The sequence below is a fragment of the Armatimonadota bacterium genome, from assembly GCA_022563855.1.
Lineage (GTDB): Bacteria > Armatimonadota > Fimbriimonadia > Fimbriimonadales > Fimbriimonadaceae > JADFMN01.
Genome location: JADFMN010000002.1, coordinates 366,675 through 388,636, shown reverse-complemented (window position 1 = coordinate 388,636; position 21,962 = coordinate 366,675). Strand labels below are relative to the sequence as shown.

At 59.1% G+C, this 21,962-nt stretch carries 17 protein-coding genes; 8 read left to right on the top strand and 9 right to left on the bottom strand.

What is annotated here, in order from left to right; genetic code table 11:
* Nucleotides 1–1,729, bottom strand: a 1,729-nt coding sequence (locus IH944_04215; GenBank protein MCH7903755.1) for an FG-GAP repeat protein, incomplete at its 3' end; no start/stop codon positions are given.
* Nucleotides 1,730–2,264: 535 nt separating this feature from the next.
* Between IH944_04215 and IH944_04210 the strand changes: the two genes are divergently transcribed.
* The gene (locus IH944_04210) at nt 2,265–3,017 is read left to right on the top strand and encodes an ATP-binding cassette domain-containing protein (protein ID MCH7903754.1); all 753 of its coding nucleotides are present in this window, start codon (nt 2,265–2,267) and stop codon (nt 3,015–3,017) included.
* Entirely contained in the window at nt 3,014–4,201 is a 1,188-nt protein-coding gene (locus tag IH944_04205) for an ABC transporter permease (GenBank protein ID MCH7903753.1), read from the top strand. Before IH944_04210 ends, IH944_04205 begins: the two co-directional genes overlap by 4 nt.
* Here the strand turns inward: IH944_04205 and fliD are convergent.
* From fliD to IH944_04185, 4 genes are all read right to left on the bottom strand, one after another.
* Nucleotides 4,198–6,432 carry a flagellar filament capping protein FliD gene (fliD, locus tag IH944_04200; protein ID MCH7903752.1) on the bottom strand — a complete coding sequence of 745 codons (2,235 nt, stop codon included), beginning with the start codon at nt 6,430–6,432 and terminating at the stop codon, nt 4,198–4,200. The genes IH944_04205 and fliD overlap by 4 nt on opposite strands.
* 80 nt (nt 6,433–6,512) lie before the next feature.
* A complete protein-coding gene (locus IH944_04195; protein MCH7903751.1) occupies nt 6,513–7,385 on the bottom strand; it encodes an HDOD domain-containing protein in 873 nt (290 codons plus the stop codon).
* A 30-nt stretch (nt 7,386–7,415) separates the two neighbouring features.
* A complete protein-coding gene (locus tag IH944_04190; GenBank protein ID MCH7903750.1) occupies nt 7,416–9,506 on the bottom strand; it encodes a chemotaxis protein CheA in 2,091 nt (696 codons plus the stop codon).
* A gap of 38 nt (nt 9,507–9,544) precedes the next feature.
* Nucleotides 9,545–10,024 carry a purine-binding chemotaxis protein CheW gene (locus IH944_04185; protein MCH7903749.1) on the bottom strand — a complete coding sequence of 160 codons (480 nt, stop codon included), beginning with the start codon at nt 10,022–10,024 and terminating at the stop codon, nt 9,545–9,547.
* A gap of 442 nt (nt 10,025–10,466) precedes the next feature.
* On the opposite strand from IH944_04185, the gene IH944_04180 reads away from it, so the two are divergent.
* Genes IH944_04180 through IH944_04165 form a run of 4 tightly spaced genes read left to right on the top strand, consistent with a single transcriptional unit; the run spans nt 10,467 to nt 15,044 of the window.
* Entirely contained in the window at nt 10,467–11,531 is a 1,065-nt protein-coding gene (locus IH944_04180; GenBank protein ID MCH7903748.1) for a hypothetical protein, read from the top strand.
* A 29-nt stretch (nt 11,532–11,560) separates the two neighbouring features.
* The gene (locus tag IH944_04175; GenBank protein MCH7903747.1) at nt 11,561–12,703 is read left to right on the top strand and encodes a hypothetical protein; all 1,143 of its coding nucleotides are present in this window, start codon (nt 11,561–11,563) and stop codon (nt 12,701–12,703) included.
* Complete coding sequence (locus IH944_04170) at nt 12,703–14,082, top strand: caspase family protein (GenBank protein ID MCH7903746.1); 1,380 nt, start codon at nt 12,703–12,705, stop codon at nt 14,080–14,082. Before IH944_04175 ends, IH944_04170 begins: the two co-directional genes overlap by 1 nt.
* Before the next feature lie 23 nt (nt 14,083–14,105).
* Nucleotides 14,106–15,044 (top strand): hypothetical protein, encoded by a 939-nt coding sequence (locus IH944_04165; GenBank protein ID MCH7903745.1) that lies wholly within the window; start codon nt 14,106–14,108, stop codon nt 15,042–15,044.
* On the opposite strand, the gene IH944_04160 is transcribed toward IH944_04165, so the two are convergent.
* The 4 genes from IH944_04160 to der form a co-directional block, all read right to left on the bottom strand.
* The gene (locus IH944_04160; GenBank protein MCH7903744.1) at nt 14,994–15,761 is read right to left on the bottom strand and encodes a type III pantothenate kinase; all 768 of its coding nucleotides are present in this window, start codon (nt 15,759–15,761) and stop codon (nt 14,994–14,996) included. The two genes, IH944_04165 and IH944_04160, sit on opposite strands and share 51 nt — an antisense overlap.
* On the bottom strand, nt 15,745–17,127 hold the full coding sequence (gene glmM / locus IH944_04155; protein MCH7903743.1) for a phosphoglucosamine mutase: 1,383 nt from the start codon (nt 17,125–17,127) through the stop codon (nt 15,745–15,747). Before glmM ends, IH944_04160 begins: the two co-directional genes overlap by 17 nt.
* The gene (gene grpE / locus IH944_04150) at nt 17,124–17,687 is read right to left on the bottom strand and encodes a nucleotide exchange factor GrpE (GenBank protein MCH7903742.1); all 564 of its coding nucleotides are present in this window, start codon (nt 17,685–17,687) and stop codon (nt 17,124–17,126) included. Before grpE ends, glmM begins: the two co-directional genes overlap by 4 nt.
* 66 nt (nt 17,688–17,753) lie before the next feature.
* Nucleotides 17,754–19,097 carry a ribosome biogenesis GTPase Der gene (gene der, locus IH944_04145; GenBank protein ID MCH7903741.1) on the bottom strand — a complete coding sequence of 448 codons (1,344 nt, stop codon included), beginning with the start codon at nt 19,095–19,097 and terminating at the stop codon, nt 17,754–17,756.
* 72 nt (nt 19,098–19,169) lie between these two features.
* On the opposite strand from der, the gene tgt reads away from it, so the two are divergent.
* Both tgt and IH944_04135 read left to right on the top strand, forming a co-directional pair.
* A complete protein-coding gene (tgt, locus tag IH944_04140) occupies nt 19,170–20,264 on the top strand; it encodes a tRNA guanosine(34) transglycosylase Tgt (protein ID MCH7903740.1) in 1,095 nt (364 codons plus the stop codon).
* Nucleotides 20,265–20,312: 48 nt separating this feature from the next.
* Nucleotides 20,313–21,884: a dicarboxylate/amino acid:cation symporter gene (locus tag IH944_04135; GenBank protein MCH7903739.1), complete on the top strand. Its 1,572-nt coding sequence runs from the start codon at nt 20,313–20,315 to the stop codon at nt 21,882–21,884.
* Nucleotides 21,885–21,962 lie beyond the last annotated feature (78 nt).

Sequence of the window (21,962 nt, the reverse complement as noted above, 5' to 3'; positions counted from 1 at the left end):
CAGCTTCTTTGTAGCTGACCTTGGCCCTCATCTCCTTCGTGCCCGCCTCGATGAAGCGCTCCGGATTCGTCGTGATGCTCACCTCGACTATCGAGTCCGCCAACGTCGCGATCATGAAGTCGACCTGCTCGTAAGAGTTCGTGTCGTAGTTCCACAGCTCGATCCACTGGCCGATGTTGTTGATTTCGGCGTGCGCCTCCACTCTGAACTTCAGCTCTGTCGGCGTTTCAGTCGGAGCGGTGCCAGTGACGATGAGCTGCACTTGCCGCTCAGATTGGTTCAGCGTGATCCCCGGCAGCACCGTCATCCAGCTGTCGTCGCTCGCAAAAAGATCGCTCAGCCCGCCGCCGGTAAGAATCCCGCGGAACAGCGAGAAGCTGTCGGGCCGAATGTCGCGGTTGCCGTCGAGGAACAGCACCCATGCCGCGCCACGATCCTGGCCCCGTCGATCCCCGTCGTCGTCGTTGGGTGCCCCCACGGCCAGGTCGACAACGCCGTCGCCGTCGAGATCGCCCAACGAGGCCACCGAGTTGCCGAACAGATCGCCATTATCAAGCGTGCCAGTGAAGCCACCTTCGGTGTCGCTGATCTTCTGGTCGGACTTGACCGTGCCGTCGGTGTTGAGAAACAGCACCCACACTGCGCCACGGTTCGTGCCGCCGTCGCCATCGGTTTCCGCACCCACGGCCAAATCGCCCACGCCGTCGCCGTCGAGATCGCCCAGGAAGCCCCCCGAGCTGCCGAAGTGATCGCCATTATTCAGCGTGCCGGTGAAGCCGCCTTGAATGTCGCTGATCTTCTGGTGCGATCTGACCGTGCCGTTTGTGTTAAGAAACAGGATCCACACTGCGCCGCGGTCCGCGCCCCCGTCGTCATCGTTGATCGCCCCGACTGCAAGGTCGCCGACGCTGTCGCCGTCGAAATCGCCGAGCGAGGCCACCGAGAAGCCGAACAAATCGGCATTGTCCAGGATGCCGGTGAAGCCACCTGCAGTGTCGCTGATCTTCTGATGGAAATTGACCGTACCGTCGGTGTTGAGGAATAGCACCCACACTGCACCGCGGTCGACGCCCCCGTCGTCGTCGAACCATGCCCCCACTACCAGGTCGCCCACGCCGTCGCCGTCGAGATCACCCAGTGAGGCAACCGACCAGCCGAAGAGATCGCTATCGCCTAGGATGCCGGTGAAGCCGCCCTGGGTGGAGCTGATCTTCTGGTGCGACTTGACCGTGCCGTCGTTGTTGAGAAACAGGATCCACACCGCGCCGCGGTCGGTGCCGCCGTCGTCATCTGTGGGTGCCCCCACAGCGACGTCGCCGACGCCGTCGCCGTCGAGATCCCCCAGCGCAGACACCGAGTTGCCGAAGAGATCGCTATCATCCAGGATGCCGGTGAAGCCGCCCTGGGTATCGCTGATCTTCTGGTGTGCCCTGACCGTGGCGTTGGCATTGAGGAACAGTACCCACACTGCGCCGCGGTCGAAGCCCCCGTCGTCATCCGAACGTGCCCCCACGACCAGGTCGCCCACGTTGTCGCCGTCGAGATCGCCCAGCGAGGCCACCGACTTGCCAAACCAATCGCCATCGTCCAGGATGCCAGTGAAGCCGCCTTCGGTGTCGCTGATCTTCTGGTGCGACAGCACCCAGCCGGACTGGGCCAGAGCGCTCGCTGCGACCAGCGCGGCGAGCGCGATCGTCATTGCCCCTTTAGAAACAACGCGAGTATCCATCTTTCCTCTCCAGTACAGATTCACAGTACCGAGCATTCAAATTACCACAGACTGCAACTGTCCAAACTCGGACGCAATGCGCAATCCCGGTATTTTCACCGGGGGCGTGTCGCTCGCTGCGCTGACTCTCGTGTCTGTCTCTTGCTCATGGCTGACACACGCTGTCGCTGGGGACAGGCGAAGCGTGTAACGCGTAACGGGAAACGTGTAGCGTGTAACGAGCATGCACCCCCGAACCCCCCGAACTTCCGAACCCCCGAACCTCCGCGCTCGGCAAAGAAGAAAGCCGCCCGCGACCAGACGAGCGGCGAAGAACCAAGTGACCGAGCCGCTAGGAGCAAATACTCCTCTCCTACAGTTCCTGGTCCAACTGTACGTGATCGCAAACCGCAACCAAACGTCCTGCGGCCCGGTACAGGAACCATTTTATCGAACGGCGAAGAAAAAGCAATCCCTATCGCCGACTTTTTCTCCTAATCTAGCAATGTTGCCGTGCCACGCATCTATGACAGGCGGGGGCGGCTAAAATGGCGGCGTGGTCGAGACGATAGGTATAAGCAAGTCGTTCCGCGACGCCAAACGCGGGACGATCCAAGCGGTCGATTCTGTTTCTATCACGGCCCGGCCTGGTCGAATCTTCGGGCTCCTCGGCGTCAACGGCGCCGGCAAGACCACTCTGGTGAGGGTTCTCGCGACGCTGCTGAATGCCGATTCCGGAAGCGCGACGGTGTGCGGGCACGATATAAACAGAGAGCCCGAGGCAGTGCGAGCGTGCATCGGATTCCTATCCAGCACGGCGGCGCTGTACGGAAGGCTCACTGCGGAAGAGATGCTCCGCTATTTCGGTGGGCTGTACGGGCTGAAAGGAGAGCGGCTGGCGCAAAGGCTCGATTACGTCGTCGAGAAGCTCGCGCTCTCCGAGTTTCTCGGACAGCTGTGCGACAAGCTTTCCAGCGGCCAGAAGCAGCGGGTCTCCATCGCTCGCGCGATCTTGCACGACCCGCAAGTTCTGTTCTTCGACGAGCCGACTGTCGGCCTCGACGTCGTCACCGCGCAGACGATACTGGAGTTCATCGAAGAGTCGAGAGACAGCGGAAAGACGATCATCTTCAGCACCCACGTCATGTCCGAGGCCGAGCGTCTTTGCGACCACATCGCCATCATCCACGAAGGGCAGATTCGCGGCGAGGGAACGCTGGACGACCTGTTCTCGAAGACTGGGACAGACCGGCTTGAGGCGGCTTTCTTGCAGCTCGTCGGATACGGTGAGTCAGAGGAGGCTTCATGAGGGCGGCGCTCTGGGTGTTCCGCAAAGAAGCGCGAGAGATCATGCGCGACCGGCGCGTGATGGTCGGAGCGTTCATCACGCCGGTCTTCATCATCATCCTGTTCGTCGTTCTGGTCGGGTTCATCGAGCAGAAGGTCAAGACAAGTCCTGACCTGAGCATCGTCATCGTGGGGGAGACGGACAACCTCCTGGTTTCCGCTCTTGAAAAGGCGGAGGACGTCACCCTTAGATATGTCGATTCGGTCGACGAAGGGCGCGAGCTGTTGGCGAAAGGGAGGGCACGAGTCGTTCTCGAATTTAGCGAGCAGTTCGAGCAGGAACTGCTGACGGGCGAAGCGACCATAACCGCGCACTACGACTCCTCGGAGACCCTCTCGTCGATAGCGTTCTCGGCAATCCGGGGCATCGTCAACGAAGCGAACAAGGCCAGCGCAAAGCAAGCGCTGGAGCGGGCCGGACTGCCAGCCTCGTTGGCCGCACCGATGCAGGTCGTGCCTTCCGACATCGCTAAAGCCGAGGGGCTCGGCGGCTCGATGCTCGCCGGTCTGCTTCCGTACTTGATCGTTCTCTGGGCGTTCTACGGCGGATTCAGCACGGTAACGGACCTGGTCGCCGGCGAGAAGGAGCGCGGCACGATGGAGACGCTGCTCATCAGCCCGATTTCGAGATGGCAGGTCGCGTTCGGCAAGTTCCTGTCGCTCGCGGCTATCTGCTTCATCAGCAGCATGACCACGCTCGTGGCGATTCTCATAGTCGGCTTGATGAACTTTGAACTCACGAAGGCTGTCTTTCCGACCGGCGTGCACATCTCGGCGTCCTCGGCGCTTTCGATGCTCGCGATTCTCGTGCCTTTGGTTCTGTTCTTTGCCGCGCTGCTGATCTCGATCAGCGCCTACGCCAAGAACATCCGCGAGTCGCAGACGTACCTGACGGTCGTGAACTTCGTCGTGCTGATGCCAGTGATCTTCAGCCAGTTCATCGGCTTTACGGGCGTCGAAAACTCGGCTTGGGTCCGTTGGACTCCGATACTGAACTCAGCGATCGCTTTGAGAGAGGCGCTGCTGTCCAAGTTGACTCTCGGCCATCTGGGCAGCTCGGTGGGTGTCAGCCTTGTCTTGGCGGTTGCGATGATGGCTGTGGCGTTCTACCTGTTCAACCGAGAGCAGATCCTGTCCCGTTCTTAGTTGAAGGTGGAGAACGTAGCCAGCAGCGCCATCTGAGACTGCATCGCTGCCATGGCGGTCTCCATGGCCAGGAACTTGCGTTCGAGGTAGCCGCGACGAAGCACCAGATTGGCCCGGAACTGTGTGATGCGGTCTGCGATGTCGTCGATCTGTCCCTGAATCGCTTTGTCGGTCGTCGTCAGCAAACCACTCACCACATCTGTAAACGTCTCCAGGCCGTAAACGAGCTCTGCACCGATGCCGCGCGTCAGCGTGACTGTGCCAGCAGCGCCGGTGCTGGACCCGGTGTACTGGATTTGCAGGCCTTCGACATCCGTGTCTTCATCTCCAGTGAGATACTGTCCACTGCCGGTCGCAGCCAGGCCGCCGATCGTTCCCGCAACGTCTAGCCCGTCGGTAACCGTTCCGCCGGTGAGGCCGATGCCGCTGTTGTCCGCCGATGCGGTCTTGTCGCTGAAGACCGTAAAGTTCCCGGCTGTGCCGTACCTCTTACTCTCGATCTTCAGCATGCCGGAACCATCGACTGAAGCCACGACGAGATCCTTCAGAGTTGCGTCTGCATTGATCTGCGCTACGAGTTGGGCCTGCGTCGAGCTGATCGGAATGCTCAAGTTGAAGGAGCTGTTCCCGAACAGGTCTCCGTCGAACGTCAGCGTCTCTTGGTCGATGTTGAGACCGGTCTGCGCAACCGTGGCGACTGAATTCCCGAACGTCGCGACTTGAGTGATGTCTACGAGGTAGTTCCCAGCCTGCGACTTCGAGGTGCTCGAGATGAACAGCATGTCGTTCGACGTCGTTTCACCGACGGCCATCATCAGCTTGCGAACGCCCTCAGGATCATCTGAAATAGCTTGCTCCAGGATCGCCGTGTCGATATCGACCTTCCCGTCGTCATCGAAGGAGAAGCCGATCTGCGCCAGGTTCTTGATGTCGCCAGTTCCGACGTTGTCGAAGAGAATCGACGTCAGCCGCGATTCGACCTGGGCGGCGATCGAGTCACCGAACAGCGGGCCGCTCCGGAACGTCTCATCATCGAACTGACTGTACGTATCGAGGAAACTGATGATGTCGTTGAACGAGTTCTTCAAGTCCTCGAACGAGGATGAAATCTTCGCGACGTCCTTAGTGAGGGTCAGCGTCGCCGTCTCGGGAGTCGCTACGTCAGCCTTGATGAGCGTCAGCGTTACGCCCGGAATTACGTCTGTCACGGCGTTCTTGTAACTCGTCAGGGTGAAACCGTCCAGCGTGAATTCAGCGTCCTGCGCGACAACCAACTCGTTCGAGTCGGCTCTGTCGTACACGCCGATGGCTTCGAGCAAGCCGTCTGTGTCTGTGATGCTGGGCAGCCCGCTGTTGCCGGTGATCTCAAGCTTTTGGAACGTCTTGCCGTTCTCCTCGACCTCGACGACTATCGCAGTTGCGTTGGAGTTGACGTCGTTGTTGATACTGTTGGCGATGGTCTGCAGGCTGTCCGTCGAAAAGTCGACGGCGATAACTGCAGTTCCGATCGTGAAATTGCCTGTCGCTGTCGTGCCGGTCAGCGTCTGCAGCGTCGATGACGCGCTGCTGAATCCGTAGCTTCTTACCGAGTCCGAGTCGACCTGGTCGCGAAAGCTCGTCCCTCCAGTTTGGAAGCCGAGCGATGACAGCGCCGTGCCCGTAACGTTTGCAATCTGAATATCGCTGAAGAGACCAGAGCCTTCGGCCGTGAGCGTTAGGTACGCAGCGCCGGCGCCGCCGTCGATGAGACTCGCCGTCACTGTCGCACCAGAGGAGTTTATCTTCTGAGCAATCTGGGTGAGCGTGTCCGAAGAGACGACATCGACCGCGCGCCCGTTGATGATGAACGTGCCGCTGTATCCGAGTTCGGTGTCTACGGAGCTCTGCGCCGTGCTGGCCAGCTTGTTGGACGCTGCCAGCTTTGAGACCGTAAGATCAAAAGTGCCTGGAGCAGCAGACGACGTCGCAGACACCGTGGCGACTTCGTCGTCGCTCGAACTCGTTTTGATCGGATTGAAAGTAGCGGCGACGTTGAGCGCGCTAGCGGACGAGTTCAGGCCGATAAGATTCGACCGCAGTAGCGCGTATATGTCGAGTCGCTGCTGCAGAATAGCTTGATTCTGCTGCATCCGATTGATCGGAAAGGCCTCGATCTGCATCAACTGCGCGACGATGCTTTGCGCGTCGATGCCGCTCGCCAGGCCCGAGAATGATATGCCCGAAAGACTCATGATTCGCTACTCTGCCAGTCCTATTTTCGGAAAGTTTCGTCGTATCAACATGCTGCGAAGGCAGGATTCTGCCGTAACGGCTAGGCAATCATGCCGAGAAGCTCCTTGGCCTTCAATATCTGTTCTTGCACATCGGCTCTGACCTCGTCTTTCTCCTCATCGGTCAGGTTCAACCATTCGGCCATTTCTTGGCTCAGTTCGCCGCCGCACGACGATATCGCTGATTCGACGGCGTTGCCAACGAGTCGATCTGCACAGTGAACGCACGCAGTAACTGGCTCGTCTGTTGGTCGCTTGGGCTCCTCGTGGTTTGCAATAACCTCTTGCAGAGCGACTGGAAAATTCCACTTCTCGGCCAGTACGCCACCAATCTCAGCGTGGGTGACCCGAAGTACTCTGAGCTCTATCTCTATTAGCGGCTCGCTGCTATTCTGCGAGTGCTGCAATACCTCCATGTAAGGCGAGGTGAAGAACGTGATCAAGAAAAGCTGACCAATGTCGTGCAAGAGCCCTGAGACGAAGACTAGATCGCGAGCTTTCGGGGGCATCCCCTTACGGGCCGCGATGTGGCTCGCACACGTTGCAGTTCCAAATGACTTCTCCCAGAATTCCCTTTGCAGCGCGATCAATCTCGGGCTGTCTGATCGCAGAGCGTTGAGCACGCCAATGGATAAGACTAGGTTTCGAACCTGTTGCAGCCCAAGGAATGAAATCGCCTGGCTGATGCTCGATATCTGCTGCGGCAAACCGAAGTACGCCGAGTTGACAACTTTGAGCAGCTTCACGGTGATTGCTGCGTCCAGAGCCACGATCTCCTCGATCTGACTCGAACTCACTCCTTCACGCTCGATTGCTTCGACGACTTCAACGATGACCGTCGGAAGCGACGGTATATCAACCATCGCTTTATCGACGTAGGCCTGTAACAGCCCGTTTGACTCAAGATTAGACATTCATCTCCTTTTTCGGCTCTGCTATCTGCGTCATGACTGCGGCACGACACCGTTGACGTCCACGATCAGGGCAACGTTTCCGTCGCCGAGAATCGTCGCTCCGCTAATACCCGAGATATGGCCGCAGAACCGGCTCAGCGAGCTGATGACGACCTCTTGCTCGCCAATCAGCGAATCTACGACCAGCCCCACTCTCTGATTTGCAATTCCGACGACAACAACGTAGATCTTAGCCTCGGCAATCTCCTCCTTCTCCGATTGGCGGCACAGCGTCTCACCTAGCCGAAGCAACGGCGTCGAGACTCCGCGTATCACGATCACCTCGCACTTGTTCACGTACTGGATATCGTCTTGTGCTACGAGCAAGGTCTCGATCACGTTTCCGAGCGGCAGCACGTAAACGTTGTCCTTCACGTTGACCAGCAGCCCGCGAATGATTGCGAGCGTCAGCGGCAAGCGCAGGCGGACCGTCGTTCCAACGCCGACCGTCGATTCTAGATCGATGACTCCGCCGATCTTGTGCATGTTCGACCGGACGATGTCCATCCCGACGCCGCGACCTGACACCTCGCTGATTTCCTTCACGGTGCTGAAACCGCTTCCAAAGATGAACTGCAAACTCTCCTTGTCGCTGAGCCGCTCCGCCTGCTCCTTCGTGACGATGCCCTTTTCAACCGCGAGATTTCGGATTGCTTCGGGATCGATGCCATTGCCATCGTCGACGATCTCGATGACGATATGGTTCTCCTCGTGGCGCGCTGAAACAACGATGCGGCCTTCCTCCGGCTTGCCAGCTCTCACTCTTTCCTCTGGCGACTCCACGCCGTGATCGACGCTGTTCCTGAGGATGTGCAAGAGCGGATCGCCGATGATCTCGATCACGCTGCGGTCAAGCTCTGTATCGCCTCCAACCAACTCCAGGTGAACTTGCTTGCCCATTTTCTTGGCAAGATCGCGCACGACCCGAGGGAACCGGTTGAAAACGGTTTCGATCGGCAGCATCCGGACCTTCATGATTTGATCTTGCAGATCGCTAGTGATGCGTCCGATGTGCCCGAGCGTTTCGTTTAAATCGTCGATGTTCTGATCGGAGAACTTCTCTTTGAGATTCGATCCGATCTGCGCCATTCTCGTCCGATCGATAACCAGTTCGCCGACCAGATTCATCAAGTTGTCCAAGCGTGCGACGTCGACGCGCACCGTTTGGCCGGTGTCGCTCTTTCTGCCGCTCTGCGCATTCCCATTGCGTGGTCCAGAGGCGCTCTCTTCCGAGGTGGCAGGCGGCGGGGTTGTGCTCGCTGCGTCAGCGGGGGGAGCAGGGCTAGGAGCGCTCTCACGGGCTGCCTGGCTCGCACGAACCTGCTCCTCATCCCACGGGCACAGGTCGAGCTTCTTCACTTCGCTAATGGACGCCAGCTTGGACCGCACCTCTTCAAACGGTGCGTCGGTCTGGAACACAAGCTCGAAATCCAGTTCGAACGACTCTTCCTCGAGCAATTCCTGGTTCGGTTCGCACAGCAAGAGCTCACCTTGCTCCCGGATTATGCTGATCGCCATGAAGGCTCGGACGAACTTCATGACGCATTCGTCGTCCAGCCGGAAGTGTGCGTGATAGACCGGCGCCTCCTTCGCCGCTTCGGCGAGTGCCTCAAAGTGAACCGGGTCGATCGCCGAACAGAACGTTTCAGCCGCCTTGGCCGACTTTTTCGCACCGTGCTCGATCTGTATCGGCGGCTGCCCGTGGAACGACTGCAAGGTCAGCACGAGATCGCCGCACTCAACGCTGTCACCCTGGCCGACTCCGATTCTTTCCGCCATCTCGCCAAGAGTATCGATGCACGTCAGGAGCCCGTCCGCTATCTCGGTATCAAGATCCAGCGCATGACTTCGCAGCTGGTCCAGAACGTTCTCCATTTCGTGGGTCAATTGGGCAAAGTTCGAAAAGCCCATCGCCCGGCTGGACCCTTTGAGGGTGTGCGCGGCTCGAAAAATCACTTGCATCCGCTCGTCAGATGGATCTTCTTCTAGCTTCAGGGTCTCTTGCTCCAGTATCTCAAGCTGCTCATCCGCTTCCTGGATGAACAGGCTGAGATACTGGGACATGTCGAGTTCAGCGCTCATCGTGTTTCCTATCGTGAGTGGTCGTCGCCGGGGACAGGCTAGGCGGCCAACGCTTTGTCCAAGTCCAATAGCGTTATAAGGCGGTCATCCAGTCGCGCGACCCCATAGACGTAGTCGGACTCCTCGTCCGTGACCATCGCGGGCGTTTCCTCAATGTGCTCGGCGCTGAGGGTCACGACTTCGTTTACCTCGTCGACGATGATCCCAACGTTGCCGTTTGGGCTGTCGACGACGATGATGCGCGTTTTGTCGCTCTCCTCGACTTCTGGCAGTGCCAGCCGAACGTGCAAGTTGACGACCGGAATCGTCTTGCCTCTCAGGTTGACGAGCCCACAAATGTGAGCGTCAGTCTGAGGGATTGGCGTGATCTCCCTCATACGAATGATCTCGTTTACGCTGAAGATGTCGATCCCGTAGGATTCGTTACCCAGGCGAAATATAACGGACTGCTGATCGGATCGCCCGGCTTCGGTCTCGGCGTCCTTTTCCTTCTCTGTTACGGCTTCTGTCGTGGACATTGTAAGTACCTCGGAGTTCACTTCTCCAAGGTGATCTTCGGTCGAAGCCCCCGGCAACTTTACCGGCGAGCATAGAACTTGTTACAGATTGCGCGGTCGAGCGCCAGGTTCGGTCAGAACAAGCTGCAAAGCGGGGCTGCGACGCCACAACCGCTCGGCACCGATTCAGATACGGATTTACAGAAAAGCTACGCCTAAGGCGAGATCGCGAAGACAGATCGCCTTTCACGTCCGTCCTCAGATATGAGGCCAGGTTGCATCGACGATTTTCGCCGCTTGGCGAGCCGTCCGAAGCAACTCGCGTCGAGTCTTTTGGCAGTGGCGGCCAGTACAGATGACGCCGAATCTTCCGACGATTAGTTTGTTGTTGCCGCAGAGACGTCGAAGCAGCTCCTTTCAGTGAGATATAATTACAGGTTGATAGAAGTTGAGACAGACACCCATGAAAACTACTTTTGCCGCTTTGGCCATGCTCGTTTCAGTTTGCGCCTACGCTAATTCCACTCAAATTCAGTCCAAGAGCATACAAGCCGGAATCATTACAGTCACGTCGCCGAATGATGGGGACTATCTTGGCAAGACCAACAAGGTCAGGTTTACGATCACCGGTGCGAGCGTTCAGGTCACGGTGAAGGTGACCGCAACGCTCGATAGCAACCCTGCCATCACCGTGTCTGTTGAAGAGGAGTTTGATCCAGACGTCAACGGCGAAATCGAAGGCGACATCGACCTGAACTTCGCCAGTTCGACACCCGAAGGCGACTATACGTTGACGGTGGATGTTGACGAGCCCGGCAACACGTATAACGCGGTCCCGCCTATCTCCATTATCGTCGACGTCCGCGACCCGCTCTTTAGAAACAGCAACCCGCTTGTCGATGCGTTTGTTCGGGGAGTCGTCAATATATCGGCCGAACTGGACGAGCCGAACATCAAGGAGTGGCGCGTCCGGATCAACGGTAGCGACATCCCCAACAACAGTGGCACGACGACGGTGGTGGCCGTGGTCTGGGATACGAGCTCGATCATCGACGACGGTTCGCAGTCGATCACCATCGTCGTCGAGGACCTGGCGGGCAATAAAACGACCAAGACCATCGGAGTGACTCTGGATAGAGTTAATCCAAGCAGCACAATCCTTGCGCCGACCACCGGCAGCATCATTCGGCCGAATTCGAGAATCGCAGTCGTCATCGAAATCCTCGATCAATTCAACAATTCAGTACACAGGACCGGCATCGACGTCGAGTTGAGACGACTCGATGACAGCTATCTGGCTCGTGTCGCACGGCGAAGTATTACCCAGAGCGGAAACGCGGCTACTTGGGTAGGTAGAATCCGCCGAGGCCGCAATGTGCCAAACGAGTTCAAGATCGTCGTCAGCGTGGTCGATAAGGCGGGCAACGTCGCGATCGTGCAAGAAGTGACGGTCAGGATTACCGGTCGAGGCCGAGGGAGAGGTCGAGGGAACGGCAACTCGAATCGCGGACGCGGACGGTGGCTCTAGTTAGAAGGAAGGTAAGTGTAGGACGAAGTATGGAGTTAAACGCACGGAAGCTTTTCGCAATCACGATGGCGGTCGCGGCATTGACGGGCAACGTGAGCGCTCAAATCCCCGACCTGATGACGGCGCTCGACACAGGTGGGCGAGCTATGGGTCTCGGTGGCGGCACCTACGTAACGGATGCCAACACGTGGTCCATCAATGCGAACCCTGCGGGCTTGGGGTACATACGAACGACGACGTTCGGCATCGCGTACCGCAACCTGCCGAATTCGGTCAACGGAGTGTCCGGCGATTTTGCCGACCCGATATTCGATACCTCATTGACCGGAGGCGCCAACGCCCTGACCCATTTGGGCTACGCGGCTCCGCTGGGGAACGGCACCTTGGGAATCAGCTATACGCGGTCAGGCTTCATCCATGATCGTCGTTCGGGAACTGGCCTGGCTGACGGCGCACTGACGATTCGCAATTACAACGAATTGATGAAGGCACAAACCGATCTGTTCACGATCTCTTGGGGCAGAACGCTCGGCAACGGCACGACCAACGTGGGTTTTGGGCTCGTGGTTGCAAACCAGTACGTGAAGAACGATCTCGCGTACGACATTTTCAACGGGAACACGTTTGTGGGCTCTGTCTTGGCCGACAACACCGGCAACAGTACGGGGATCGGTGCCGTTGCGGGCGTACAGTTTTCACCTGGCGGAAGCTCCAATTCGTCGATTGGACTCAGCATACAAACGCCGATCGAACTGTCTGGGAGCAGCGTACTCGATCCGTACTACTCACGGATTCCGGGACGCGCCTCTATCGGTTTCGCAGTGCGAACTGACAGTTCGAATTCTCTGAATTACGTCTTGTACGGCCTTCAAGCCAACTACTTCTTTGGCGGCGATTCGAGCGGTATCCTTTCGCGAAAAGACCACGCTACGTACGGCGGTGGCTTCGAATACATGATGCACCGGTGGGGGGCGCAGGTTCCGATCCGGTTCGGCGTTTCGATCATTTCCGATGGCGGTGACGGTTTCAACAATCGCAACACACTCAATTTCGGCATCGGCTACAGGCCGATCGGAGGCGACTATTCGGTGGACTTGAGCTTGGCGAAGCCCGTTGACGGAAATCAAATCGACTTAGCGCTTTCGCTCACGATCATAACGGGGAGCAGATAATGAGACGCCTCCTCTGCATCCTCGCTCTGGCCAGCGCCTCCGGCCTTGCTCTAGGCCAGGCCTGGAGCGACCACTACGAGTCAGCTCTGCAGTCAGCCGGACGCGGGGACTGGACCTCCGCGCGCGAGTCGTTCCTTGCGGCGGTGGCACTGCGCCCCGAGGACCAATCGAGGCCGACGACCCTGCCAAGCCCAGTTCCGGCTCCTAAGCGTTGGCGCGATGGCTCGCCGTATTCGCCAAACTTCGGCGCGGCTTACTGCGGGTATCGACAAGGGCTCAAAGTAGCAGGCGACAACGGCCGACAGCTGCTGGCGAAGATGGGCGAAGAGTTGGAGGTGTTGTTGGCCAAAAACCAACACAGCCCGCAAACGTACTACTTCCTCACCAGGATTTACTCCGAAGTCCGCGACGTGGCTCGATTGGACGTTCTTGAAGCCACGTTCATCGCGATGCGCGATTCCTTGACCTGGAAGGTCGACACCAGCTTTGTATCTCCGGAGGAAGTCGCAGCGATCACCGCACTGACCCCGACAAAGTCCGGTGCGACCTCCGGTCGTAGTTCGCCCCCCACTCGCGTTATTTCCGCTGCTGACCTGGGAACCGGGGGCCGGGTGTCAACGAACATCGGGGCAGCGCAGCTGTCAGGGACTGAAGATACGCTTGCTGGGCGCGTTCAAGTGGTGCCGACGAAGTTTGCGCTGATCATCGGCAACTCTGAAAGCCGCATGGAGGAACACAAGTTATCTTTCGCCGGCGCAAATGCACTGCTGATCCGCGAAGCGCTCGTCCAGCACGCCGGTTATGACGAGGCGAACGTCGACATCGTCATGAACGCGACCGCCAATCAGATTCGCGTCAGCGCTGAAGCGCTTGCCGAGCGCATCGGCAACGACGGCACCGTGCTGATCTATTTCACCGGGGCCGGCTTCAATGTCGGAGGCAAGGATTACTATGCTGGCGTCGACGCCGAGTCTCCGCTGGCGACGAGCAACATGGTTGCCGTCAGCGATGTGTACGGAATGTTCTTGGCGAGGGGCGCGCGAATCTTCGCCTTCAGCGAAGCCAGCCGAAAGAAAGTCGACGGCAGGTTTTTCGGAATGGAGATTCCGATGGTGGGGGCAATTGCGCAAAGCCAAGCAACGATCGGTGGAGAAGAAGTCTTTGGAATCATCGAGGGCGGAAAGGAAATCGGCCTGTACAGCCGGGCGTTTGCCAGCATCCTTTTCGAGTTCCGATCCAACCAAGTGCCTATCACTGAATTCGCTTGGCAAGTATATAATAGTATTCGGAGTGGCGGTGTAGGAACGACGGGCGGAGGCAGCCAACAGACGCCAACGCTTCCGGTCCTCATAAATCTAGCGACTGACGCAAGATTTTAGAAGTACCGTATACTGAACCATAAATGAATCAATCAGGGCGACAAAGGGCTCCAGTGCCCCCACTGGATCCACATTCGGTGCGTGTTTTCAAGCGCTTGGCTGACGAGTTCAGCGTTCGGTATGCAGACGAATTTCTGTATCCTCACTTGCAGCGGCTGCTCGATTGCGAGAGCGAGGAGATAGACATCGACGAAATAGCGGAGAAGATCGTGACCGCACGCGCAAGCCTGGTCGTCTTCTTTTGCCACTACGCTTTCGCTAGACGAGGGAAGGATCGAGAGACGCTCGCTAATTTCGCGTTCGAAGCCCTCGGCCGCCTTCAGGGCGACCAAGAGTACTCCGCCGTGCTAGAACTCGACGGCGGCGAACAGCTTTGGGAGCACTTTGAGGCAATCTGCCAGGAGAACCGACGCAAGCCGAACGAAGCGCAGAACCGTGGATTGCTACAGGGAATGCTTGAGCTGTCCCAGGAGATTTATCGAGACAACGGCTCTGGAAGCCTCACGACCTGGCTGGTCGAACGCGTTCGGAAGACGCGGCGAATTGAGCCTTGCTTCGAGCGTATCGTCGACATCAGAGGCGTAGGACCGAAGAGCACATCGACGTTCATGCGGGACATCGTCTACATCTTCGACCTTGAGCAGTCCGTCGAACCCGCTGACAGAATCTACATCCATCCGATCGACCGCTGGCTTCGCACGATTTCTCGCTATATCGTGCCTGAGCCGAATATGGAAAAGGCGGCGGACTGGATCATCGCCGGCAAGATCAGCAAGTACTCTCGACGCGCCGGCGTGAGCGGGATCGCGTTCAATATGGGCACGACGTTCTTCGGCCAGAAGTTGGTGAAAGAGCCTGCTAGATTTGAGGAGATGCTCAAGAAGCTGGCACTCGGCGAACCGGTCGAAGAGCTAGTCGAACCCGAGCCTGTGCCAAGCGATGACGAGCCCGTCAAGAGTTAGGTTCGGCACGATTAGATCGATCGTGGGACACAGGTCTCGGAACGCCTCACAATGCCCTCCCGTGCCGATGACTTTCGCTGTGCCGCCCAGCTCATCGACCGTCCGCCGCACCAAGCTGTTCACTGCGCCCGCGTGACCGAGCATGATTCCAGACTGTAGCGAGTGCCTTGTATTCTTGCCGATTACGGTGCTCGGCGCACGCAAGTCGATCTCTGGCAACTTCGCCGTATGCGCTGCTAGCGCACCGGCCGAGACATCGACGCCTGCCAGAATCGCACCGCCCGCGTAACAGCCGGTCGCATCGACGCAGTCGATCGTCGTCGCAGTGCCGAAGTCGACGACGACGACAGGCGGATCGCTGATTTCAAGAGCCGCGATCGCGTTGGCGATGCGGTCAGCGCCGACCGCGTGTTCCGGCGAGTAATCCACCGGCAGACCGACCTGCTCCCCAGAGCTAAGCATCCGAATAGGAGCCTTGAGCCAACGCTCGGCAAACCGCTCCAGCGTGCGATCAAGAGCAGGAACGACGGACGCCGCTACCAGGCCATCCGCTTCGAACGCAACTCCGGATAGCGAGCACAAGCTGTGCATGGTCGAGCCGAATTCGTCCTCCGTGCCTTCGCGCTGCGTCTGGACTCGCCAAACGTGCTTCCAGCCTGACCCGTCGTGCAATCCGACGACGGTCTGAGTATTGCCAACGTCAATCGCCCAAAGCATGAGTGAGATCCACTTGGCTGTAGACGCTGCCGTTCAGCGCAGACTTCAGCGCGGCGACGATTCTCGATGCCTCGCTGTCCCTCAGCGCGGCGTCGTCCGCCTCGACCATTACACGTATCAACGGCTGTGTGCCGCTAGCCCGCACGACGACGCGCCCTCTGCCGGCAAGCGCCTCCTCGGCTCTACTGAGAGCGTCTACAATTTCCGGACGCGACTCCCAATCGCCGCAGTTGTCGACCGCGACGTTGATCAAGGTTTGCGGCCAATTGTCGAACGCTGCGACGTATGACGATGCTGGACGCCCCTCGCGCCGGATGACTCTCAGAAGTTCGAGCGCGGTAACGAGCCCATCTCCCGTTGGCGCGTGTTCGGAAAAAATGATGTGACCGCTCTGCTCACCGCCGATCTTGCCGCCGAGTTCGACCAATCGAGCGCCGATATGCTTGTCGCCGACCGGGGTGCGCACGAGCTGGATGCCTGAAGCGTTCAGGTACTGCTCGAAGCCCCCGTTGCTCATCACGGTGCCGACGACGACCTTTGGATCGAACCGGCTGGAATCGCCCCAGTGAACGCACCAGATCGCCATCGTCCGATCGCCGTTGATCAGCCGACCGGTCTCGTCGCAAAAGACGGCCCTGTCGGCGTCGCCGTCAAACGAGATTCCCAGGTCCGCACCGGTATCGCAGACGAGCTTCTGTACAGCTTCTGGACTCGTCGCCCCGCACTCCCGATTGATGTTCATGCCGTCAGGCTCATCTCCCAAGGTCACAACCTCGGCGCCAAGCTCTCTGAGCATCTTGGGCGCCATGGCGTAAGCGGCGCCGTTCGCGGTATCGACCGCCAGTTTCATCCCGTCCAGCCGCTCGGGCAGCAGCCCGATCAGGAACTCTGAATACGCGGCGGTCAGTTCTGCGGAGGCGTTGAGCCAACCGACGCCTCCGCCGGTCGGACACGGCAGACCGTCCGCGTCCATGAACCGTTCGATTCGCAGTTCCGCTTCTTCTGACAACTTGCGACCGTCACAGCCCATCAGCTTGATTCCGTTGTCAGGCGCAGGGTTGTGGCTGGCGCTGATCACGCCGCCCAGGCCGAACCCCTGCGTGCGGGCGACGTAACTGATGCACCCGGTAGGAACGACACCGAGCGCCTCGACGTCCACGCCGACGGCACAGAGCCCAGCTGCGAACGACGCGCCCAACATCGGCCCGCTCCTGCGCGTGTCCCTCCCGATCACAGCTCTCGGCTCACCGCCTTGCTCGAGCAGCCAGCGTCCGGCTGCGCGACCCAGTCGCATACAGAACTCGGGCGTCAGCTTTTCGTTGGCGACGCCTCGCACTCCATCGGTACCAAAATGCTCGCGCTTCACTGCTTCTTGACGACCTGAACCTTTGCCGGTCGAATCACGCGATCCAGCATTTTGTACCCCGGTTGAATTTCAGCGGCCACGGTTTCGTCTTCGTGCTCGTCCGAGTCGATCGTCGTCACCGCTTCATGCATGTTCGGGTCAAACTTTTTGCCAAGCACGTTCAACTTCTCGACGTTTACCGTCTTCAGCGCCTTGCGCAACTGCCGTTCGATCTGCTCAAAGCCCCGGCGAAGGTTTTTATCCGACGCGCCACCCTTTTGCGCTGCCAAAGCCCGCTCTAGATCGTCCAGCACTGGCAGTATCTGCTGGACCAGCGGCTCGCTCGCGAACTGAAGCGCCTGCCGATGCTGCTCGCGCAAACGCTTTTGGATGTTCTGGGCTTCGGCCATCGTCCGCAGCAGCTCGTCCTTCAAAGAGTCGCACTCGCCGGTCAGCTGCTCGATCAGCGCAACGTTCGGATCTACCGCAGGTTCCGGCTCAGCGGTCGCAGGCTCTTTAGTTTCTGCTTCGTCTGGCTTGGCGGCTTGATTACTTTCCTGTTTGGTGTCTTCTGGCAGCAAATGCCCCTCCTGAATTAGGGTTGTTCTCGGCGAAAATTGTACCTGGCCAGGCTAGTTCCGGCTCGGTCAGTCCCTTTCCCTGCTGGACCTGGTGACGAGCCTGATCGGAGTTCCAACCATAGGGTACTCCTCCCGAATCCGGTTCTCGATAAACCGCACGTACGAAAAGTGCATCAGCTCGGTATCGTTGCAGAACAGCACGAACACAGGTGGACGCTCTTCGGGCTGCGTCGCGTAGAACACCTTGACCGTGCGGCCTTTGCGCGTCAGCGGCTTCTCGTACAGCGCGTCCTGGATGATGCGGTTCAGCTTGCCGGTCGGAATGCGCGTAGACCAGTTCTCGATCGCTTTTGTTACGGCCTTCATGATGCCGTCGAGGCCGGTCTCCTCCTTGGCGCTCGTGAACCGTATGGGCACGTACGACATCTCCGGCGCCTCCTCCCTGATAATCCTGATGAAGTCTTTCTTGATGGCTGTGCGCTTGCCAAGATCGCCCGTCGGAGGCTCCACCAAGTCCCACTTGTTCACTGCGAAGACGCACGGCTTGCCCAGGTCGTGCGAGATCTTCGCCACGCGCTTGTCGCCGTCCGTCAACCCGTCTTTGCCGTCGATCAAGACCAGAGCGCAGTCCGCGCGCGCAAGAGCCCGTGTCGCGCGCAGCACCATGTAGTACTCGATGCTTCCCTGGATCTTCCCCTTCCGCCGAATCCCAGCTGTATCGATCAGCCGAAACGCCTGCCCTTTGTGTACTATGTCCATGTCGATCGCGTCGCGGGTCGTTCCCGGAATCTCGCTGACGATAACTCGATCTTCCCCCGCCAAAGCGTTCAGGATCGAAGACTTACCGACATTGGGCCGGCCGATGATCGCCAGCCGTAGCGCGGTGCTCTCCGCGTGCTCGCCGATCTTCGGCAAACCTTCGACGATAGAGGTGAGCAAGTCGTCCACGCCGCGACCGTGGATCGAGCTGATCCCGACGAGGTTCTCAAATCCGAGCGCATGGAACTCGTGTACGAGGTCCTCCCTTCCCTCGCTGTCGACCTTGTTCACGACGACTATGATCTGCCGGTCAAAACCGCGCAAACGCTCCGCCAGGTCCCAGTCTGCCGGGGCAATACCCGTGTCGGCGTCGACCATGAACAGAACGATGTCCGCGTCGCTGAGAGCAACCTCGACCTGGACGCGAATCTGCTCTACAAGAGGGTCGTCGTCCCCGAAGAGGATTCCGCCTGTATCGACTAGCTGATACTGGCGTCCGTGGTGATCGCACTCGGCGTAAAGCCGGTCCCTCGTGATCCCAGGCTTGTCGTCGATCACGGCGATGCGCCGCCCCGCCATTCGATTGAACAGCGTGCTCTTGCCGACGTTCGGGCGCCCGACGATCACGACGGTGGGGTAACTGGCGGACATCTGAGGAGTTCGGAGCGTACCTGAACCCATTTTCGGTAAAGTCCCATCGGTCATGGTGGGCGAAGACGCGCAATGGTGAAGTACGAACTGATCAAGGCAGGCGAGCAGACCAGGGCTAGGCTCGGGCGACTGCACACGCCACATGGCGCTGTCGATACACCTTGCTTCTTGCCGGTGGCGACTAGCGGCGCGGTGAAGACGATCGACTCTGGCGACGTTGAGCGTCTCGGCTTCGGCATGCTGCTCGCCAACACTTACCACCTGGAGCTTCGGCCTGGGTCGGAGAGGATCGAACGACTCGGCGGGCTTCACAAGTTCATGAGTTGGGAGCGCCCCATACTGACGGACTCCGGCGGGTACCAGGTCATGAGTCTCGCCAAGAGCCGGAAGATCAGCGACGAAGGCGTGCGGTTTCGCTCGCACCTCGACGGCAACGAGATGTTCCTGACGCCCGAGCGCGCGATTGAAATACAGGCGCGGCTTGGAGTGGACATCTGCATGGCGCTCGACGAGTGCCCGTCGCACCCGTGCGACAAATCCGAGGTTGGGCGCGCGATGGAGCGAACGCACGATTGGGCAGCTCGATGCCTTGAATCGCGATGCGACGGGCAAGCGGTTTTCGGCATCCTGCAGGGCGGCGTCCACGAAGACTTGCGGCGTCGATCCGTTGACGCAGTCTGCGCCATGGACTTCGATGGCTTCGCGATCGGCGGCGTGTCGGTCGGGGAGTCAACCGACCTGCAACGCCCGGTCGTCGAATACACCGCCCCGCTGCTGCCGCCCGACAAGGCCCGGTACTTGATGGGCGTCGGACACCCGCAAGATATCATTCACGCGGTCGCCTGCGGAATCGACATGTTCGACTGCGTACTGCCGACGAGGCTGGCGCGTCACCACTGCCTCTACACCCTTCAGGGCCGCGTGAACATCGCAGCTGCCAAGTGGGCCGACCACGACGGCCCCGTCGATCCCGATTCGGTCTTCCCTGCTACCGAACGGTACTCGGCCGCATACTTGAGGCACCTGTTCAACATCGACGAGCCGCTCGCCCAACGGCTGGCTACGTTGCACAACCTGGCGTTCTACGCCCGTCTGATGCAGGAAATCCGCCAGGCGATCGAAGAATCTTCGTGGCCTGCGCTGGTTCAGCGATATGCGAACGCCTGACCGCGCCTGGTAGGATACGTCCAGCCTCCCAGCTCACAGGAACACGGTATGCACGACAAGCGTTTTGGCCTCAAAGTCATGATCGGCATCGTCCTCGGCATCGGTCTCGGACTGGCGCTTACGCTGATCGTTCCGGTAGGCGTCCAACCCGGCGACGTCCTGCGCGCCACGCTCAGCGACGGCACGTACGTCAACGTAAAGATCACCACGGCTGCCGACGACCCCAAGGGCACGGAACCATCGACCGCGACAGTAGTAGAGGCCGAAGAGAGAGATGACTACCCGTCGTACGAGATTGCGTTTGCCAGCCCGGTAACAGTCATCGGCAAGTCGCTGGAGAACGCGCAGGCCGAGCTGAGTCGATCAGCCGGCGTAACGTTCGAGTCCGCCGAGGTCACGAAACGAGACAAGGTGGTCGTGCGGCCTGGTGCCACAGAGATCGTCTACATCGTCGGTCAAATCTTCATCCGTATGTTGAAGATGCTCGTCATCCCGCTGATCATCGCGACCGTGTTGATCGGCATCGCCAGCCTCGGGAACATCAAGAAGCTCGGACGGCTAGGCAAGCAGGCGGCGCTCTGGTACGTCGGCACGATGCTGGTCGCCGTCGCTATCGGAGTGACCTACGTCAACCTCATCAATCCGGGCGAACCGTTGATCGAAGCGTGGAGCGAAGACGCCGGCGAAATCGCGATCGCCAGCATGAGTCCAGCGGACATGATCCTCAAGACGATCCCGACGAACCCGATCGACGCGATCGCAAGGGGGGACATCGTCGCAATCCTGTTCTTCATCATCATATTCGCGCTGGCGATGCTCAAGCTCGGCAAGCGCCGCGTGGCGCCGGTGTTCAACTTCTTCGAGGGGCTGAACGACATCATATACATGCTCATCGGATGGGTGTTGACGATGGCGCCGATCGGCGTCGGCTGCCTGATCGCCGAGTCGATCGGCACGCAGGACTTCGGATATCTGGGCATCATATCGAAGGGGCTTGGACTGTTCGCTCTCACTCTCACCCTCAGCCTCGCCACCCACTTCATCTTCCTGATGATCATGGTCAAAACGGTCGGAAAATACAATCCGTTCACGTTCCTGAGGCATTTCAGTCCTGCCCTCGCGACCGCGTTCGGATCAAGCAGCTCCAGCGCGACGCTGCCGGTAACGATGACCTGCGTCGCCAAGACCGGTGTGTCCAAGCGCATCAGCAACTTCGTTCTTCCTGTCGGCGCAACGCTGAACATGGATGGCACGGCGCTTTTCGAGGCGATCGCAGTGCTGTTCTTCGCCCAAGCCTTCGGCCACAGCCTCGGCCTCGGAGGTCAGGTGACCGTTGCGCTTACGAGCATCGTGGCCGCTATGGGCGCGGCAGGGATTCCATCCGCCGGACTCGTGACGATGACCGTCGTTCTGAGCGCCGTCGGCCTTCCAGTGACGAAGATCTCGTTCCTCTGGGCGATCGACCGACCGCTCGACATGATGCGCACGGTGGTCAACATCACCGGCGACGCCGTGACCGCGCGCGTCATACAGACTTTGAATCCGGACATCAAGGCCGAAGAGGACGACCTGTACGAGCGGTACGAAGAGGTCGAGCCAGAGGCCGCTGACGACGACTAGGACTGAGGTGCGAGGTACGCGGTTCGAGGTGAGAGGTGCGAGTCCAACTGTCGGCGGCACCCTCTCCCCTTGGGGGAG

Coding starts and splice junctions, on each gene's coding strand:
- IH944_04185 (MCH7903749.1), bottom strand. CDS start 10,024: ATGTCCACGACAGAAGCCGTAACAGAGAAGGAAAAGGACGCCGAGACC.
- fliD (MCH7903752.1), bottom strand. CDS start 6,432: ATGAGTCTTTCGGGCATATCATTCTCGGGCCTGGCGAGCGGCATCGAC.
- IH944_04165 (MCH7903745.1), top strand. CDS start 14,106: ATGAATCAATCAGGGCGACAAAGGGCTCCAGTGCCCCCACTGGATCCA.
- IH944_04195 (MCH7903751.1), bottom strand. CDS start 7,385: ATGTCTAATCTTGAGTCAAACGGGCTGTTACAGGCCTACGTCGATAAA.
- tgt (MCH7903740.1), top strand. CDS start 19,170: ATGGTGAAGTACGAACTGATCAAGGCAGGCGAGCAGACCAGGGCTAGG.
- IH944_04205 (MCH7903753.1), top strand. CDS start 3,014: ATGAGGGCGGCGCTCTGGGTGTTCCGCAAAGAAGCGCGAGAGATCATG.
- IH944_04135 (MCH7903739.1), top strand. CDS start 20,313: ATGCACGACAAGCGTTTTGGCCTCAAAGTCATGATCGGCATCGTCCTC.
- IH944_04190 (MCH7903750.1), bottom strand. CDS start 9,506: ATGAGCGCTGAACTCGACATGTCCCAGTATCTCAGCCTGTTCATCCAG.
- IH944_04175 (MCH7903747.1), top strand. CDS start 11,561: ATGGAGTTAAACGCACGGAAGCTTTTCGCAATCACGATGGCGGTCGCG.
- IH944_04160 (MCH7903744.1), bottom strand. CDS start 15,761: ATGCTTTGGGCGATTGACGTTGGCAATACTCAGACCGTCGTCGGATTG.
- IH944_04170 (MCH7903746.1), top strand. CDS start 12,703: ATGAGACGCCTCCTCTGCATCCTCGCTCTGGCCAGCGCCTCCGGCCTT.
- der (MCH7903741.1), bottom strand. CDS start 19,097: ATGTCCGCCAGTTACCCCACCGTCGTGATCGTCGGGCGCCCGAACGTC.
- IH944_04180 (MCH7903748.1), top strand. CDS start 10,467: ATGAAAACTACTTTTGCCGCTTTGGCCATGCTCGTTTCAGTTTGCGCC.